Consider the following 14,315-nt stretch of genomic DNA (forward strand, 5'->3'; position numbering starts at 1 on the left):
CGTTATTCCGCGCCCGTTTCGGCGAGAAACGCGATCAGTTCCTTGGCCAGCCGTTCCGGTTGGTCTTCCGGGATCAGCGTGCCGCTGTCCGGGATTTCGACGAGGCGGGCGTCCGGGAACAATTCGGCGAGCCGCCGTCCGTGCTCGGCGGGCATCATCCGGTCCTTGCCCGCCCACGCGACCAGGACCGGCCGGTCGAACGACCGCAGCCGCTCGGTCCATTCGAGCAGCACTCGCCGCGGCGGGCTCCCGGTGGCGAATTTGACCATGTCCCGGCGGATTTCCTTGTCCCGCAACGCCGGCGCGAACCAGCCCTCGAGAACGTCGTCGGGGATCCGGCTTTCGCACATCCCGCCGTAGGCGGCTTTGGCGTGGCGGTAGAACGACGTCCGGGTGGCCTGGGCGTGCAGCCACGGTCCGCCGGGAAGCCGGAGCAGCTGCACGGCCGGTCGCGCGGGTTTGGGCGGGAAGTTGTCGAACGCCTCGCACGCGACGAGCGCGAGCCGGCCGACCCGGGCGACGTGCTCGGCCGGAGCCAGCCCGTCGGCGACGAGGAATTGGCCGCCGCCCCAGTCGTTGAGCACGATTGTCGCGTCGTGGAGGTCGAGTGCGGCGAGGAATTCGCCGAGCAGCCGTGCGATCCCGAACTGGGTCAGGTCCGCGTCGGGCCGCATCGGGGCGAGGTGTGCGCCGAGCGGCAGCGTGGGCAGGACGCAGCGGCAGCCCTCCAGCAGCGGGACGACCTTGCGCCATTGCGTGCCGGACATCGGGAACCCGTGCCCGAACACCAGAACCGGCCCGGTGCCGCCGGTGTCGGTGTAGTCGATCGGCCCGGCGGACAGCTCCACGCGCGGCATCGGACCTCCCTCGGGTCTCCCGACTAGAGCGATCTCTCTAGTCGCGACCCTAGGCCGGTCCGGGCCGGGCGGTCAAGCCGGATCACTTGCCGCTGAACACGACGCGGTTCCCGTCCGGGTCGGCGAGCGGAAGAATGCGCGCGCCGCCACCGGGTTGCGGCCCGTCGTGCGCGATACCGGCCTTCGTCGCCTGGGCGGCGACCGTGTCGAGATCCGTGTCCTCGAAGACGACCGTCGACCGCCCGGCGCGGTCGGGTTCGGACCACACCTGCAGCCCGAAGGCGTCGTCGAGGTGCCATTCCAGCAGGCCAGGCATCGGCCGCGCGTCGGGACCGCGGTCGAACAACGCGGTGTACCACTTCTCGGCGCGCGCGAGCTCGGAGACGGTGCACTGGGCGAGTACTCGGCGGATCATGGCTTCCCTTTCGGAGTGATTGTGTTTTGCAAGCGCTTCTAGGAGACCACGAGTGCTAGCGGAGTGCAAGCACTTACCTCGGGTGCGCGGCCTGGCGGATCCGAAATATCTGCCGCACGCAGGGAACCCGCGCTCGCGCCCGGCCGTCGCAGTTCGCATGCCGAGGCTAAGGAATTCCGTTGTCATCGCCGGCGCCCTCGTCACCGGGGCGGTGCTTTCCGCCTGTTCGGACCCGGCTCCGACTCCCGCGCCACCGCCCGCTGATCGCAGCACGCTCACCGGTGCGGTCACCGGCTACTTCGAGATGCTCAAGACGCATCCGGATCCCACCGCCGAGGACGTCAACGCCTGGGTTTCCCCGCGCGAACAAGGCAAGGACCACGTACGCACCTGGTTCTCGAAGCATCCGGACGTGCACGTCACGGTCGCCTCCTACCGAGTGGCCTGGACGAACGACACCGACGAGAAGGTCGCGATCGACGCCGAGGGCGAAGTCTGCTCGTCGCCGGGCAAGTGCGTTCCGCTGAAGGAAGCCGCGGACCATGAGGTGAAGGTGGAGCGGAAGGACGTCCAGCCAGAGGAGTACACCCTGTCCTACAAGAGTGCGTTGCGGCTCCTCGGCGAGGGGGCGGGCCAGTGAACCGGCCGGTCGCAGCCGTAGTGCTCGGCACCGCCGCGCTCGTGCTGACCGCGTGCGGTTCTTCGCCGGTCCCGGCACCGCCGGTGCCTCCCGCGCCTCAACCGGACCCGGCCGCGGCGCAGCAGAAGATTCCCGACGCGTTCGACGCGGCCAAGGGCTGGTCGGCGGTCGGGGCTGACGGCGGCAAACTCACCGATCCGGTCCTCGCCGCGCGGGCTGGTGCGGTGTTGTTCGCGGAAGCGTCGAACGACGGCAAGACCGTCCGGGTCGTCGCGAAGGACGAGAAGACCGGCGCGGACCGCTGGACGAGCGCGCCGGTCGAGCTGCCCGAGGAGGAGACCAACTACCACGACGTCTCCCCGCGATTGTTCGAAACGGCCAAGGACGGCAAGGACTACGCGGTTCTGGCCAGCACTGGCCTGGAGGGCGGCGACGCGGTCAACAAGGCGAAGAAGGTCACGCAACTCGACGTGTTCGACATCGGCGCGACCCCGGACGGCGGGAAGGCGGCGCGGCGGATCGTCGTCCCGGCCGAGGCGAGCCGGTTCGCCGTGCAGGACGGCGGAACGGCGCTGGTCGAGGTGGACCGCGCGACCGCGGTCGCGGACGTGTCCACCGGCCAGGTCGCCACCTACGAGCAGCAAAGCCCGGCGCTGAAGGCTCCGAAACCCTGCGAGCACGACATCGGCGACTGCAATCTGAACCTCACCGTCCCCGGCGCGACCGCGAAAGGGCCGCTGGTGCAGGGATTCCGGGCGTTCTGGACGCCGGGCGGCTGGTTCAGCGGCGACGTGGTCCCGCCCGGGGCGAAGGCGAACGTCGGCAGCGCGGACGTGCGCACCTACGGCACTCCGGACGGGCAGCACGTCCTCGCGGCATGGCCGGTCGAGGACGACGCGACCGTGCGGATGTGGGCGGTCCACGACGCGGCGACCGGGCAGGTGCTGGCCTCGGTCCGCTGTGCACAGTCCACAGTGGATGACCGGGACAGCAGGCAGCCGCAGCCGTTCCTGGACCCGGGCGGCCGGTATCTCGTCGCCGGGCTGGTCGTCTTCGATCTGGAAGCGAAGAAGGGCTCCTGCTTCGCCGAAACCGAAACGCGGAAGGCCGTCAAGGTGGAATCCGTCGGGCCGGACGGAATCGCCTACGGGACCAGCGAAGCCCCGGTGCGGATCGACCTGTCCACCGGAGAGGCGAAACCGCTGGCCGAGGAGACCTCGCTGCCCGCGGCGATCGACCGGAACGTCGCGGTGGTCGACAAGGAGTCCGAAGGCGTGTACGTGTATCCGCGGCGGTGAACGCACCCGTCGACCCTCAAGCCGGGCATTTGTCCTGCTCAGTGGCTTGTGATGAGTAAAGGCTCACCGCTGCCGAGGAGTTGCCGGAGCAGGCCGTGTCCAATGTGGACCCGGCTGAACACGGTGGAACTGCTCGTGCGCAAGATGATCGCCAGGACGGAGCCGCTCGGCCTTCCCATATTCGAGGACGAACTGACGCCCATGCTGACCCGCCACGCGACTGCGGGCTCCGAGCGGAGCAGCCGACTGCGCCGCCCGGTCGGCTGAGTCTGGGCGGCCCCGTTGTCAAGTGGTGGACATCACTGCGGGCCTCGTGATCGATCCGGCGACCGTGCTCCGCAGCCGGACCCGGGCCGGACCCGCGAGGCGGTTCAACCGGGTAGTCGGCGGTTTCCGGCTCGCCGCCGCGACCTCGGGAACGGCCCGGTCGGCCCCGCTGCCCGCGCTATGACCGTGATCTCGTCGGACTTGCCGTCGAAAAAGGGGCTTCGGTTGGCTGCCGGAGGCCGGGCGGCATGGGAGTATCCAGCGCATCTGTACCTGAAGCGGGCGAAGTCGGACCAGGTGGCGACCCAAAACGCCGTCAGGCCCGGCCGGCGGATCTTCCGCGAACGAGCGGGAAGGAGACGGCATGCTGATCGGGGTGCTCAAGGAGGCCCTGCCGGGGGAGACGCGCGTCGCGGCGACTCCGGAAACGGTGGGCAAGCTGCGCGGGCTGGGTTATGAGGTGGCGGTGGAGCCGGGCGCGGGTCTGTTGTCGGGGTTCTTCGACCAGGCGTATGCGGACGCCGGTGCGACGGTGGGGTCGGTCGCGGAGGCGGACATCGTGTTCGGGGTGAATGCGCCGTCGTCTGGGCAGTTGGATGCGGTGAAGCAGGGCGCGACGGTGGTGAGCCTGCTGGCTCCGGCGTTGAAGCCGGAGCTGGTGGAGGATCTCGCGAGGCGGCCGATCACGGCGCTGGCGATGGATGCGGTGCCGCGGATCTCCCGGGCGCAGTCGTTGGATGTGCTGTCGTCGATGGCGAATATCGCGGGGTATCGGGCGGTGGTGGAGGCGGCGCATACGTTCGGGCGGTTCTTCACCGGCCAGGTGACTGCCGCGGGGAAGGTCAACCCGGCGAAGGTCCTGGTGGTGGGCGCGGGTGTGGCGGGGTTGGCGGCGATCGGTGCGGCGGGGTCGCTGGGTGCGATCGTGCGGGCGACGGATCCGCGTCCGGAGGTCGCGGATCAGGTGAAGAGCTTGGGCGGGGAGTATTTGTCCATCGAGGACCCGAACGCGGAGGTTTCCGCGACGGGTTACGCGAAGGAGATGGGCGAGGACTACAAGGCGCGCGAGAAAGAGCTGTATGCGGCGCAGTGCAAGGACGTCGACATCATCGTGACGACGGCGTTGATCCCGGGCCGTCCGGCGCCGCGGATCGTCACCGGTGAGATGGTGGCGTCGATGAAGGCCGGTTCGGTGATTGTGGACATGGCGGCGGCGAACGGCGGCAACGTCGAGGGCTCCGTCGCCGGGGAGAGTGTCGTGACCGACAACGGCGTCACGATTCTCGGTTACACGGATCTCGCGGGGCGGCTTCCGGCGCAGGCGTCGCAGTTGTACGGCACCAACCTGGTGAACCTGATGAAGCTGATGACCCCGGAGAAAGACGGCCGGCTGGTCGTGGACTTCGAGGATGTGGTGGTCCGGTCGATCACCGTGGTCCGCAACGGCGAGTTGACGTGGCCGCCGCCTCCGGTGCAGGTCTCCGCCGCGCCGCAGAAACCCGCAGCGCCGGTGAAGAAGGAGGAGCCGGAGAAGGCCCCGATGTCCTCGGGTCGTCGCTTGGGCGTGGTGTTGGGGATCGCGGCGGTGGTGCTGGTGTTGGCGGCGTTGGCTCCGGCGGCGTTGTTGCCGCATTTGACGGTGTTCGCGTTGGCGATCGTGATCGGGTATTACGTGATCGGGCATGTGCATCATGCGTTGCATACGCCGTTGATGTCGGTGACGAACGCGATTTCCGGGATCATCGTGGTGGGCGCGCTGCTGAATCTGGTCAGCGGGAACACGGTGGTCGTCGTGCTGGCTGGGGTGGCGACGTTGCTGGCGACGATCAACATTTTCGGCGGGTTCGCGGTGACCCGCCGGATGCTCGCGATGTTCTCCCGCAGCTGACCCGGAAGGCGTTCTGTTCTGATGACTGTGCACACTGCGAGCCAGGCCGCCTACATCGTGGCCGGGCTGTTGTTCATTCTCGCCCTCGCCGGACTGTCCCGGCACGAAACCGCCCGGGTGGGGAACTATTTCGGGATCGCCGGGATGGTCGTCGCGCTGATCGCGACCATCGCCCAAGCGGTCACGGGGGAGATCACGGGGACGTCGGTCGCGTTGATGATCGTCGCGATGGCGGTCGGCGCGGGGATCGGGTTGCGGCGCGCGGCGGTGGTCGAGATGACCGGGATGCCCGAGCTGATCGCCCTGCTGCATTCCTTCGTCGGCCTCGCCGCCGTCCTGGTCGGCTGGAACGGCTACCTGCAAGTCGAGTGCGACCCGACCGGCGGCGAGTCCCGCCACCTCGAAGCGTTGGGCACGTTGGGGATCCATCACGCCGAGGTGTTCATCGGCGTGTTCATCGGCGCGGTGACCTTCACCGGGTCGATCGTGGCGAACCTGAAACTGTCGGCGAAGATGAAGTCCGCGCCGTTGATGCTGCCCGGCAAGAACTACTTGAACCTGGGCGCGCTGGTGCTGTTCGTGGCGTTCACCGCCTGGTTCGTGATCAGCCCGGCGTTGTGGCTGCTGATCGTCGTCACCGTCCTCGCCCTCGCGCTCGGCTGGCATCTGGTCGCCTCCATCGGCGGCGGCGACATGCCGGTCGTCGTGTCGATGCTGAACTCGTATTCCGGCTGGGCGGCTGCGGCGTCGGGGTTCCTGCTGGAGAACGACCTGCTGATCATCACCGGCGCCCTCGTCGGCTCCTCGGGTGCGTACCTGTCCTGGATCATGTGCAAGGCGATGAACCGGTCCTTCATCTCCGTCATCGCGGGCGGTTTCGGGATCGAGGCGGGACCGTCGGGGGACAAGGATTACGGCGAGCATCGGGAGATCACCGCCGAAGGCGCGGCGGAACTGCTGACCGGGGCGTCGCGGGTGATCATCACCCCCGGGTACGGGATGGCGGTCGCCCAGGCCCAGTACGGGGTGGCGGAGCTGACCCGGAAACTGCGGGACAAGGGCGTCGAGGTCCGGTTCGGGATCCACCCGGTCGCCGGTCGCCTGCCGGGCCACATGAACGTGCTGCTGGCCGAGGCGAAGGTGCCGTATGACATTGTGCTGGAGTTGGACGAGATCAACGACGATTTCGCCGACACCGACGTCGTCCTCGTGATCGGCGCGAACGACACCGTCAACCCGGCCGCGGCCGAGGACCCGGGCAGCCCGATCGCCGGAATGCCCGTGCTGACGGTGTGGGAAGCGGAGAACGTGATCGTGTTCAAACGCTCCATGGCCTCCGGGTACGCGGGCGTGCAGAACCCGCTGTTCTTCCGCGGCAACTCCGCGATGCTCTTCGGCGACGCCAAAGACCGCGTCAACGACATCCTCTCCGCGCTGTGAACCAGGAGAAACGCATGAAAGCCGTACACATCAAGGATCTCGAAGGCCCGTCGACCGTGTCGGTAGTCGAAGCCGACGCGCCGTCGCGCGCTGACGACCAGGTGCTGATCGACGTCCACGCGGCCGGGGTGTCGTTCCCGGATCTGCTGCAGACGCGCGGGCTGTACCAGGTGAAGCCGGAGCTGCCGTTCATCCCGGGCGCGGAGGTCGCCGGGGTCGTGGCGGAGGCTCCGGAAGGCGCGGCGGTCAAGGCCGGGGACCGGGTCGCGGCGCTGCCGTTCCTGGGCGGGTTCGCCGAGCGGGTCGCGTGCGCGGCCGACGCGGTGTTCCCGATCCCGGACGACCTGGGCTTCGACCAGGCGGCGGCGATCCCGTTCAACTACCTGACCGCGCATTTCGCGCTGTGCCGGCGCGGCCGGATGGCGGCCGGGGAAACCGTGCTGGTGCACGGCGCGGCCGGCGGGGTCGGGACGGCGGTCATCCAGGTCGCGAAGGCGTTCGGCGCGGGCAAGGTGCTCGGCGTGGTGTCGACGCCGGAGAAGGGCGAGACGGCGGTCGCGGCCGGGGCGGACGAGTACGTGCTGGCGGACGGCTTCAAGGACGCGGTGAAAGCGGCGACCGGCGGCCGCGGCGTCGACGTGATCGCGGACGTCGTCGGCGGCGACCGGTTCACCGATTCGCTGCGCTGCCTCGCCGCGGACGGGCGGATGCTGGTCATCGGGTTCACCGGCGGGTCCATCCCCGAGGTGAAGGTGAACCGGTTGCTGCTCAACAACTTGGACGTCGTGGGCGTCGGCTGGGGCGCGTACGCGCTGCCGCGGCCGGGGTACCTGCAGGGGCAGTGGGCGGAGCTGCTGCCGAAGCTGGCCGAGGGCGCGATCGTGCCGCCGCTGGGCGGGAGCTATCCGCTGGCGGACGTCCAGCAGGCGTTGGAAGCCATCGAAAACCGGAAGGCGCTGGGGAAGCTCATCCTCGCTGTCCGTCCATAGCGGACTGACGCGGGGCGAGGTCTTGGGTGCCGACGGCAGCCAGCAGTTCCAGGTCGTCGCGGCCGGGTGGCGCGGTGAACCAGAGGAGGCGCTGGCTGCCGTCCTCGCTGAGCAGGTTCATGCAGTCGAGTTCGAGCACGCCGAGGGCCGGGTGCAGGATCCGTTTGCGGTCGGTGCGCCGGACGGCGACCTCGCGCTGCTCCCAGAGGTGCGCGAATTCCTCGCTGCGGGCGAGGAGCGTCGCGAGGAGTTCGTCGGCCAGGGCGTCGCGGCCGCGTTTGGCGAGCGCGGCGCGCAGGTCGGCGACGAAGACGCTCGACTGGTGCTCGTGTTCGTCCGGGTGGTATCGCCGCCGCGCGGCGGGGTCGGTGAACCACTGGTAGACGAAGCTGGCCCGGATGCCGTCGCCGGGCGCCGGGGCGCCGAGCAGCGCCTCGGCGAGCCGGTTCTGCACGAGCGGGACGCTGAGGTCGGTCATGACCTGCGCCGGCGTCGCGGTCAGCTGTTCGAGGAGGTTGAGCAGGGCCGGGTGGACGTGCGCGTTCCCGCTTGACGCGGGCGGCAGCGGACGGCCCGCCAGGTGGTAGAGGTGGTCGCGCTCGTCGCTGGTCAGCCGCAGCGCCCGGGCCAGCGCGGCGAGCATCTGCTCGGACGGCTGGGCGCCGCGGCCCTGCTCCAGCTGCACGTAGTAGTCCGTCGAGGCACGCGCCAGTGCGGCGACCTCGTCACGGCGCAGCCCGGCCACCCGGCGGCGCGGCCCGGCGGAGAGGCCGACGTCCGCCGGGCTGATCCGGTCGCGCCGCGACTTGAGGTACCCGCCTAGTTCGCGCAAGTCCATGCCGCCACTATGCCTTCGCGCGATCGGCGCAACCAGGCGTCGTCAGCACCACTCAGGCGACGCTGAGCAGGACCTTGCCTCGCGCGTGGCCCTCGGCGAGGCTGGCGAGCGCCCGCGCGCCGTCCGCCAGCGGGCAGGTGCGGTCGACGAGCACTTCCAGGCCCAGGTCCGCCACCTTCGCCAGCCGGGCGGCGTCCGAGGCGTGGAACACGAACGCGGCGCCGTCCGCCGGGGCGGGGGTGGTCACGAGAAGTCCGCCGGGTTTCAGGACTCGCCGCGACCGGGTTCCGACTTCGCCGCCGACGGTGTCGAGCACGACGTCGACTCCGCGGAGCTCGCGGGCGAAGTCGGTCTTCCGGTAGTCGAGCACCTCGTCGGCGCCGAGTTTCTCCGCGATGGCGACGCCCGAACCGGACGCGGTCGCGACCACCCGGGCACCGAGCCGTCGCGCGATCTGGACCGCGAAGCTGCCCACGCCCCCGGCCGCGGCGTGCACGAGAACTGTCTGTCCGGAGTGGACGTCCGCGACCTCGACCAGCGCCTGCCACGCGGTCGCGGCCGCGGTCGGGAGGCCTGCCGCGGTCTCCAGAGTGAGGTGCGACGGTGCCGGGACCAGGTGCGCCGCGTCGAGCACGACCTGCTCGGCGAACGCGCCGCCGGCGACCGGGTCTAGGCGGCCGATCACCGGGTCGCCGACCTGCCAGCCGGCGCCGGGCGTCGCGATCCTCCCGGAGAAGTCGGTGCCCAGGACGTAGGGGAGGGCGACCGGGAAGAAGTCGGTCATGACTTCGGAGGCGATTTTGAGGTCGAGCGGGTTCGCCGCCGCTGCCACGACATCGACGACGACCTGGCCCGGTCCGGGAATCGGTTCGGGAAGCTCGGCGAGCGTGGCTTCGGCACCGAACGCGGTGATGCGCAGTGCTTTCACAAGGGTTGCTCCAGTCCGGCCGCCGGGGTGCGGCCCTGCTGCCAGGGTGCGGCGGCCGGAGACGGGGAGCTAGGCGGCGGTTGTCCTGGTGACGCTGGCACCACCTTGTGACGAGGCGAACCGGGCACCGCCCCCGAATTCCGCGGCGAACGGCGGTGTGCCAAGGGAAAGCGCTAGACGCTCTTGGTGAGGTAAACCGCCCCGCGAATGTGTTTCCCGAGCGTGTTCGCGGGCGGTTCGGCCACTTGGTACCCGGCGCGCCGGTACATCGTCAGATTCCGCTCGCTGCCCGACCCGGTGTACAGCACCAGACTGGTCGCCTCCGGCGGAGCCTGCTGCTCGGCATAGCTCAGCAGCCACCGGCCGACGCCCTGTCCGGCGAGGTCAGGGGCCACCATCAAACGGCCGATCTCCCAGCGGTCCTCCTCGAGATGAGCGCGCACGGCAGCGACGAGCCGCCCGCCGATCCGGACCGTCCACACACGAGTGGTCTCGACCCAGCCGCGCACGGTGTCCAGGTCCTCGTGCAGGGCGGGGACGTCGAGGGTGTCGTTGACGATTGCCTGCGGGACCCAGCAGCATCGTTGCAGCACAAGGAGTTCGGCGGCGTCGGAGGATCGGGCTTCGGACAGCTGGGCATCAGCGAGCGGCAAGGCGGCGAGGTCGGTCACGTCTCTTGATCTTGCGCGCCGCCGGAAGCGTTGTCCAGTGAATATCCAGGGCGGCGGCACCGTTGACGCGGACGGTCTTGTACCACCGTGTCCACAATGGAGCGTCCAGCTGGTGGACGGCGAGGACCAGCGCGGCAGGTCCGCCTACAGTCCTGCGGTCATGAGTTCCGATCCGAAACCGAGAGGCGCTGCGCGGATCAGCGCCGACTGGGCCGCGGTGCTGGTCGCGGCCGTACTGGTGGCGTTGGCCGCGTTCGGCGTGCTGCCGGCGATCCCGTTCCTCGTCACATGACCGCCGCGCTGGAGGGCCGCCGAACGGTACCGGCGGTCGTGAGATATCTGCCGGGGCTTCTGTTGCTCGCGGCGGTCGGCATCGTCGGAACGCTGGCGCAGAACGGGATCCGCGGCCTCGGCCACGCGACCGGGACCGCGCTGCCGGACATCGAATACGTGCTGTGGGCGATCGTCCTCGGACTGGTCATCCGCAACACGATCGGCATCCCGGCGCTGTTCCGCCCCGGGGTCGGGACCTACGAGTTCTGGCTGAAGACCGGCATCGTCCTGCTCGGCGCCCGGTTCGTGCTGGGCGACCTCGCCAAGCTCGGCGGGTTCAGCCTCGGTCTCATCCTGATCGACATGGCCGTGGCGACCACGGTGATCTTGTTGGTGGGCAAGGCTTTCGGGCTCGGCGGGAAGCTGTCGTCGCTGCTGGCGATCGGCACCTCGATCTGCGGCGTGTCGGCCATCATCGCCGGCCGCGGCTCCATCGACGCCGATGATGAGGACTCCGGCTACGCCATCGCGGCGATCCTCGCGCTGGGCGCAGTCGCGCTGTTCGCCTTCCCGGCGATCGGGCACGCGCTGAACCTGACCGACACCGAATTCGGCCTCTGGGCGGGACTCGCGGTGGACAACACCGCCGAGACGACCGCGACCGGCGCGGCGTACTCCCCGCACGCGCAGGACGTCGCCGTCGCGGTGAAAAGCACGCGGAACGCATTGATCGGGCTGGTCGTCCTCGGCTACGCGGCATACTGGTCCACGCGCGGCGGCAAGGCGGTCGGCGGCGGGCTCAAGGGCCGCGCGGGTTTTGTGTGGCGCACCTTCCCGAAGTTCGTGCTCGGGTTCGTCGCGGTCTCCGCGCTGGCGACCGCGCACGTGTTCACCAAGGCGGAGGTCGCCAGTCTCGGGAACCTCTCGAAGTGGGCGTTCCTGCTGTGCTTCGCCGGGGTCGGCCTGAACTTCGACCTCCGCCAGATGGCCCGCAGCGGGCTGCGACCGCTGGTGGTGGCCGCGCTCGGGCTGGTGGTGGTCGCGGTGTGCTCGCTGGGGCTGGTGCTGGTGTCGTCGCAGTGGTTCGTCTTCTGACGGCGAACCGCGCCACCGCCAGACCCCGGGCGGTGGCGCGGCCGTCGGTCAGCGCGCCTCGCGGGTAGCCGAATCGAGCGCGGCCAGCAGGATTCCGGCGGCCGTGCGCACGACGTCCGCGGTGACGTTGAGCGGCGGCAGCAGCCGGACCACGCTGTCGCCGCGTCCGCCCAATTCGACGATGAGCCCGCGGCGCAACGCGTGGTTCTGCACGGCCAGCGCGAGTTCCGACGCGGGCGCTCCGGTGCGCGGATCGGCCAGTTCGATGCCCCACATCAGCCCGGCGCCGCGCACGTCCGTCACCCACTGATGGCTGGCCAGCGGGGAGAGCAGTTCCTCGAACTGGCAGCCGCGCTCGACGACGTTGTCCAGCACGCTGTCGCGGTTGACGACCTCGATCGCCCGCGCGCCCGCGGCGAAGGCGAGCTGATTCCCGCGGAACGCGTGCGGGCGGGGAGCCCAGTGGTCGAGGCGCTCGTCGTAGATGATCAGCGAGACCGGCGAGCCGATCCCGCTGAGCGCCTTGGACGCGACGATCACGTCGGGTTCGATGCCGTAGCGCTCGAAGGCGAACCAGGTCCCGGTGCGGCCGCAGCCGGTCTGCAGTTCGTCGACGATCAGCGGGATGCCCAGTTCCCGGGTCAGTTCGCGCACCCGGTGCACGAAATCCGCCCGCGCCGGGACCACGCCGCCCTCGCCCTGCACCAGTTCCAGCACCACCGCCGCGGGCAGCGGGAGGCCGCCGTCGGGGTCGTGCAGCGAACGTTCGAGCAGGTCCGGGCAGGTCGCGGCGCACGTGTCCGGATCGTGGCCGGCCGGGCAGCGGGGGCAGGAGGAGTACGGCGGGTACTGGGTGCCGGACAGGGGGTGCGCGCCCGGCCGCTGCCCGATCAGGCCCAGCGCGGCGTGCGCGCTGCCGTGGAACCGGCCCTGGTACGACACGACGCCGCCGCGTCCGGTCGCGGTTTTGCACAGTTTCAGCGCGGCTTCGACCGCGTTGGTCCCGGCGGGTCCGCAGAAGTGCAGTTTCATTCGCGGGCGCAGCGCCTCGGGCAGCATCGCGAGCTGGGCCTCGGAGAACTCGTCCTTGACCGGGGTCGCGAAGTCGAGCGCGTGGGTCAGCTTGCTGAGCTGCGCGGTCATGGCCGCGACCAGTTCGGGATGGTTGTGGCCGAGGGAGAGCACGCCCGCCCCGGCGAGGAAGTCGATGAAGACGTTGCCGTCGGCGTCGCGCACGAAGCTTCCCGAGCCCTCGGTGATCGCGATCGGCAGCCGCCGGGGGCCGCCGCGGGCGTTCGGTTCCCGGCGGTCCTGCCGCTCGAGGTACTCGGCCGAACGCGGGCCGGGCAGATCGCAGTGGACGGCGGGACCGGTGAGCGGCGCGGGATGGTCGAGGATGGTCATCTGGGCTGTTCTCCCCTGGCAATGGTGGTGGCGCGGCCGGAGGCGGCCGCCGGGAGCCCGCCCCGGTGCGCGGCGGTCTTCCCTGCGAAAGGGCGTTCGGGGCGAACTGTTCCCGCTCGATGCTCGGGGAGAGCCGCCGGACCCGCTTCGCCGGTAAACGGAGCGGTCGTTCTCGCGGTATTGCGTCGCGCCGTCCCGGGCGGAATGCTTCGGTTCCGGCCCGGGGATGTGTTCGGCCGGCGCCGCGCCGCGCGTCCGTCATGCACTCCTCCTCCTTTTCGCGGGGATTCGCGGACCGCGGGAAAACGGCCGGCGGCGGGGGAAACGGTTTGTCGCGAGCAGAGGCGGGGGAGGACCGCGCTGGGCGCAGCCCTCCCCGGTCGACCTCACTGGAATACCGCGGGGCACAGCGTAGCGCAGCCGGTTCCGGTGCACCGGCGCTCCGGACGACGGCGAGCCGCGTCCGGCTCCGGAAAGAAAAGAAACGGCCGGAGTGAGGCGAGGCAATGCGCCGGGAGAGTGAACGCGGCGATTTCGCGGAGTTCGCCGTACTGGGCTGAACGACTGAATGCGCAACGGTGTTCGCGACGGCGCGAAACGGAACGTGAATATTCACGCCCCGTTTCCGGCCTGTGAATCGGAGCCGGACGACCGCATGGTGGGAAGCCTTTCCGGACGGTTGCGGGCGGGATTCCGGGATATGTCGGATGCGGGAAATGTCGAGGTTTCCGGGGCGTTTACGGTTTTTTCGCCGTCCGGTCCGGTTGCGGGTGCTGTTTCCGCCGGGGAAGGGTGCCGGACCGCGGTTTCGGCAGCGAGGCTCGGCGGGCGGCGGGCAGGGTGGTCCTGACCATGGCAGTGGTCTGGACCGGTGGTCCAGTTGCTCGGGTCAGCGGTGGCGGGTGCCGGTCGCGGGTGCGTCCGGGGGAGCGGGCCTGGTCCGGCGGGGCGTGCTGGGCCGGGCCCGGGTGCCGTAGCGCGGGGTGAACGAGATCCGCGGACCTGTGTTTATCTCGACCATAACGTTCGCGACGCAGGCAGATCACTAACCATCTATACAGTTAGAAAGTTGCTCGCGAAGAGAAATTTGCGTGTTGATGTTGAGGGATGCTCTAGAAAACCTTGCCGTTGAGCTGTGATTGATTCACCAAGTAGGTGGCCATAGCCATGACGCACTGTCGCCTGACTGCTACGCGCCGAGGCGATCTGTGGCCGATCCCACTGACTCTGTACACCTGCCGTTTCCGTTTCGTAATCTTCTCGCGCTTTTGCGGTGACCTGCGATCTACCCCGAGGATCAGCGACCCGAAGC

The 14,315-nt window shown here is 69.8% G+C and carries 15 protein-coding genes; 9 read left to right on the forward strand and 6 right to left on the reverse strand.

The window, feature by feature from the left end; translation table 11 throughout:
* Positions 1–2: 2 nt before the first annotated feature.
* Positions 3–857: an alpha/beta fold hydrolase gene (locus DMP23_RS11805; protein WP_337821045.1), complete on the reverse strand. Its 855-nt coding sequence runs from the start codon at positions 855–857 to the stop codon at positions 3–5.
* An 82-nt stretch (positions 858–939) separates the two neighbouring features.
* Positions 940–1,272 carry a VOC family protein gene (locus tag DMP23_RS11810; protein ID WP_337821046.1) on the reverse strand — a complete coding sequence of 111 codons (333 nt, stop codon included), beginning with the start codon at positions 1,270–1,272 and terminating at the stop codon, positions 940–942.
* Between the two features lie 157 nt (positions 1,273–1,429).
* Between DMP23_RS11810 and DMP23_RS11815 the strand changes: the two genes are divergently transcribed.
* From DMP23_RS11815 to DMP23_RS11845, 7 genes are all read left to right on the forward strand, one after another.
* Positions 1,430–1,912 carry a hypothetical protein gene (locus tag DMP23_RS11815; protein ID WP_336161037.1) on the forward strand — a complete coding sequence of 161 codons (483 nt, stop codon included), beginning with the start codon at positions 1,430–1,432 and terminating at the stop codon, positions 1,910–1,912.
* Positions 1,909–3,210 (forward strand): hypothetical protein, encoded by a 1,302-nt coding sequence (locus DMP23_RS11820; protein WP_337821047.1) that lies wholly within the window; start codon positions 1,909–1,911, stop codon positions 3,208–3,210. The genes DMP23_RS11815 and DMP23_RS11820 overlap by 4 nt, the downstream gene beginning before the upstream one ends.
* A gap of 102 nt (positions 3,211–3,312) precedes the next feature.
* The gene (locus tag DMP23_RS11825) at positions 3,313–3,477 is read left to right on the forward strand and encodes a hypothetical protein (protein WP_337821048.1); all 165 of its coding nucleotides are present in this window, start codon (positions 3,313–3,315) and stop codon (positions 3,475–3,477) included.
* 22 nt (positions 3,478–3,499) lie between these two features.
* Positions 3,500–3,661 carry a hypothetical protein gene (locus DMP23_RS11830; protein ID WP_337821049.1) on the forward strand — a complete coding sequence of 54 codons (162 nt, stop codon included), beginning with the start codon at positions 3,500–3,502 and terminating at the stop codon, positions 3,659–3,661.
* 180 nt (positions 3,662–3,841) lie between these two features.
* Positions 3,842–5,365 carry a Re/Si-specific NAD(P)(+) transhydrogenase subunit alpha gene (locus DMP23_RS11835; protein WP_337821050.1) on the forward strand — a complete coding sequence of 508 codons (1,524 nt, stop codon included), beginning with the start codon at positions 3,842–3,844 and terminating at the stop codon, positions 5,363–5,365.
* A 21-nt stretch (positions 5,366–5,386) separates the two neighbouring features.
* Positions 5,387–6,805 (forward strand): Re/Si-specific NAD(P)(+) transhydrogenase subunit beta, encoded by a 1,419-nt coding sequence (gene pntB, locus DMP23_RS11840; RefSeq protein ID WP_337821051.1) that lies wholly within the window; start codon positions 5,387–5,389, stop codon positions 6,803–6,805.
* A gap of 14 nt (positions 6,806–6,819) precedes the next feature.
* A complete protein-coding gene (locus DMP23_RS11845) occupies positions 6,820–7,794 on the forward strand; it encodes an NADPH:quinone oxidoreductase family protein (protein ID WP_134728691.1) in 975 nt (324 codons plus the stop codon).
* On the opposite strand, the gene DMP23_RS11850 is transcribed toward DMP23_RS11845, so the two are convergent.
* The 3 genes from DMP23_RS11850 to DMP23_RS11860 all read right to left on the reverse strand — a co-directional run bounded on the left by DMP23_RS11850 (position 7,772) and on the right by DMP23_RS11860 (position 10,231).
* A complete protein-coding gene (locus tag DMP23_RS11850; protein ID WP_337821052.1) occupies positions 7,772–8,632 on the reverse strand; it encodes an MmyB family transcriptional regulator in 861 nt (286 codons plus the stop codon). The genes DMP23_RS11845 and DMP23_RS11850 overlap by 23 nt on opposite strands.
* A gap of 52 nt (positions 8,633–8,684) precedes the next feature.
* Complete coding sequence (locus DMP23_RS11855; protein WP_337821053.1) at positions 8,685–9,560, reverse strand: NADP-dependent oxidoreductase; 876 nt, start codon at positions 9,558–9,560, stop codon at positions 8,685–8,687.
* A gap of 173 nt (positions 9,561–9,733) precedes the next feature.
* A complete protein-coding gene (locus DMP23_RS11860) occupies positions 9,734–10,231 on the reverse strand; it encodes a GNAT family N-acetyltransferase (RefSeq protein WP_337821054.1) in 498 nt (165 codons plus the stop codon).
* 160 nt (positions 10,232–10,391) lie between these two features.
* Between DMP23_RS11860 and DMP23_RS11865 the strand changes: the two genes are divergently transcribed.
* Both DMP23_RS11865 and DMP23_RS11870 read left to right on the forward strand, forming a co-directional pair.
* Positions 10,392–10,523: a hypothetical protein gene (locus DMP23_RS11865; protein ID WP_275294888.1), complete on the forward strand. Its 132-nt coding sequence runs from the start codon at positions 10,392–10,394 to the stop codon at positions 10,521–10,523.
* Positions 10,520–11,599 (forward strand): YeiH family protein, encoded by a 1,080-nt coding sequence (locus tag DMP23_RS11870; RefSeq protein ID WP_337821055.1) that lies wholly within the window; start codon positions 10,520–10,522, stop codon positions 11,597–11,599. Before DMP23_RS11865 ends, DMP23_RS11870 begins: the two co-directional genes overlap by 4 nt.
* A 48-nt stretch (positions 11,600–11,647) precedes the next feature.
* On the opposite strand, the gene DMP23_RS11875 is transcribed toward DMP23_RS11870, so the two are convergent.
* Positions 11,648–13,003 (reverse strand): aspartate aminotransferase family protein, encoded by a 1,356-nt coding sequence (locus DMP23_RS11875; protein WP_337821056.1) that lies wholly within the window; start codon positions 13,001–13,003, stop codon positions 11,648–11,650.
* Positions 13,004–14,315: the final 1,312 nt, after the last annotated feature.

This window comes from Amycolatopsis sp. A1MSW2902, assembly GCF_017312175.1.
Taxonomy (GTDB): Bacteria; Actinomycetota; Actinomycetes; order Mycobacteriales; family Pseudonocardiaceae; genus Amycolatopsis; species Amycolatopsis nivea.

Excerpts from the sequence above, each read along its gene's own strand:
- DMP23_RS11805 (WP_337821045.1), bottom strand. The coding sequence starts at position 857 with ATGCCGCGCGTGGAGCTGTCCGCCGGGCCGATCGACTACACCGACACC.
- DMP23_RS11815 (WP_336161037.1), top strand. The coding sequence starts at position 1,430 with ATGCCGAGGCTAAGGAATTCCGTTGTCATCGCCGGCGCCCTCGTCACC.
- DMP23_RS11825 (WP_337821048.1), top strand. The coding sequence starts at position 3,313 with ATGTGGACCCGGCTGAACACGGTGGAACTGCTCGTGCGCAAGATGATC.
- DMP23_RS11875 (WP_337821056.1), bottom strand. The coding sequence starts at position 13,003 with ATGACCATCCTCGACCATCCCGCGCCGCTCACCGGTCCCGCCGTCCAC.
- DMP23_RS11835 (WP_337821050.1), top strand. The coding sequence starts at position 3,842 with ATGCTGATCGGGGTGCTCAAGGAGGCCCTGCCGGGGGAGACGCGCGTC.
- DMP23_RS11845 (WP_134728691.1), top strand. The coding sequence starts at position 6,820 with ATGAAAGCCGTACACATCAAGGATCTCGAAGGCCCGTCGACCGTGTCG.
- DMP23_RS11870 (WP_337821055.1), top strand. The coding sequence starts at position 10,520 with ATGACCGCCGCGCTGGAGGGCCGCCGAACGGTACCGGCGGTCGTGAGA.
- DMP23_RS11865 (WP_275294888.1), top strand. The coding sequence starts at position 10,392 with ATGAGTTCCGATCCGAAACCGAGAGGCGCTGCGCGGATCAGCGCCGAC.
- DMP23_RS11810 (WP_337821046.1), bottom strand. The coding sequence starts at position 1,272 with ATGATCCGCCGAGTACTCGCCCAGTGCACCGTCTCCGAGCTCGCGCGC.
- DMP23_RS11850 (WP_337821052.1), bottom strand. The coding sequence starts at position 8,632 with ATGGACTTGCGCGAACTAGGCGGGTACCTCAAGTCGCGGCGCGACCGG.
- pntB (WP_337821051.1), top strand. The coding sequence starts at position 5,387 with ATGACTGTGCACACTGCGAGCCAGGCCGCCTACATCGTGGCCGGGCTG.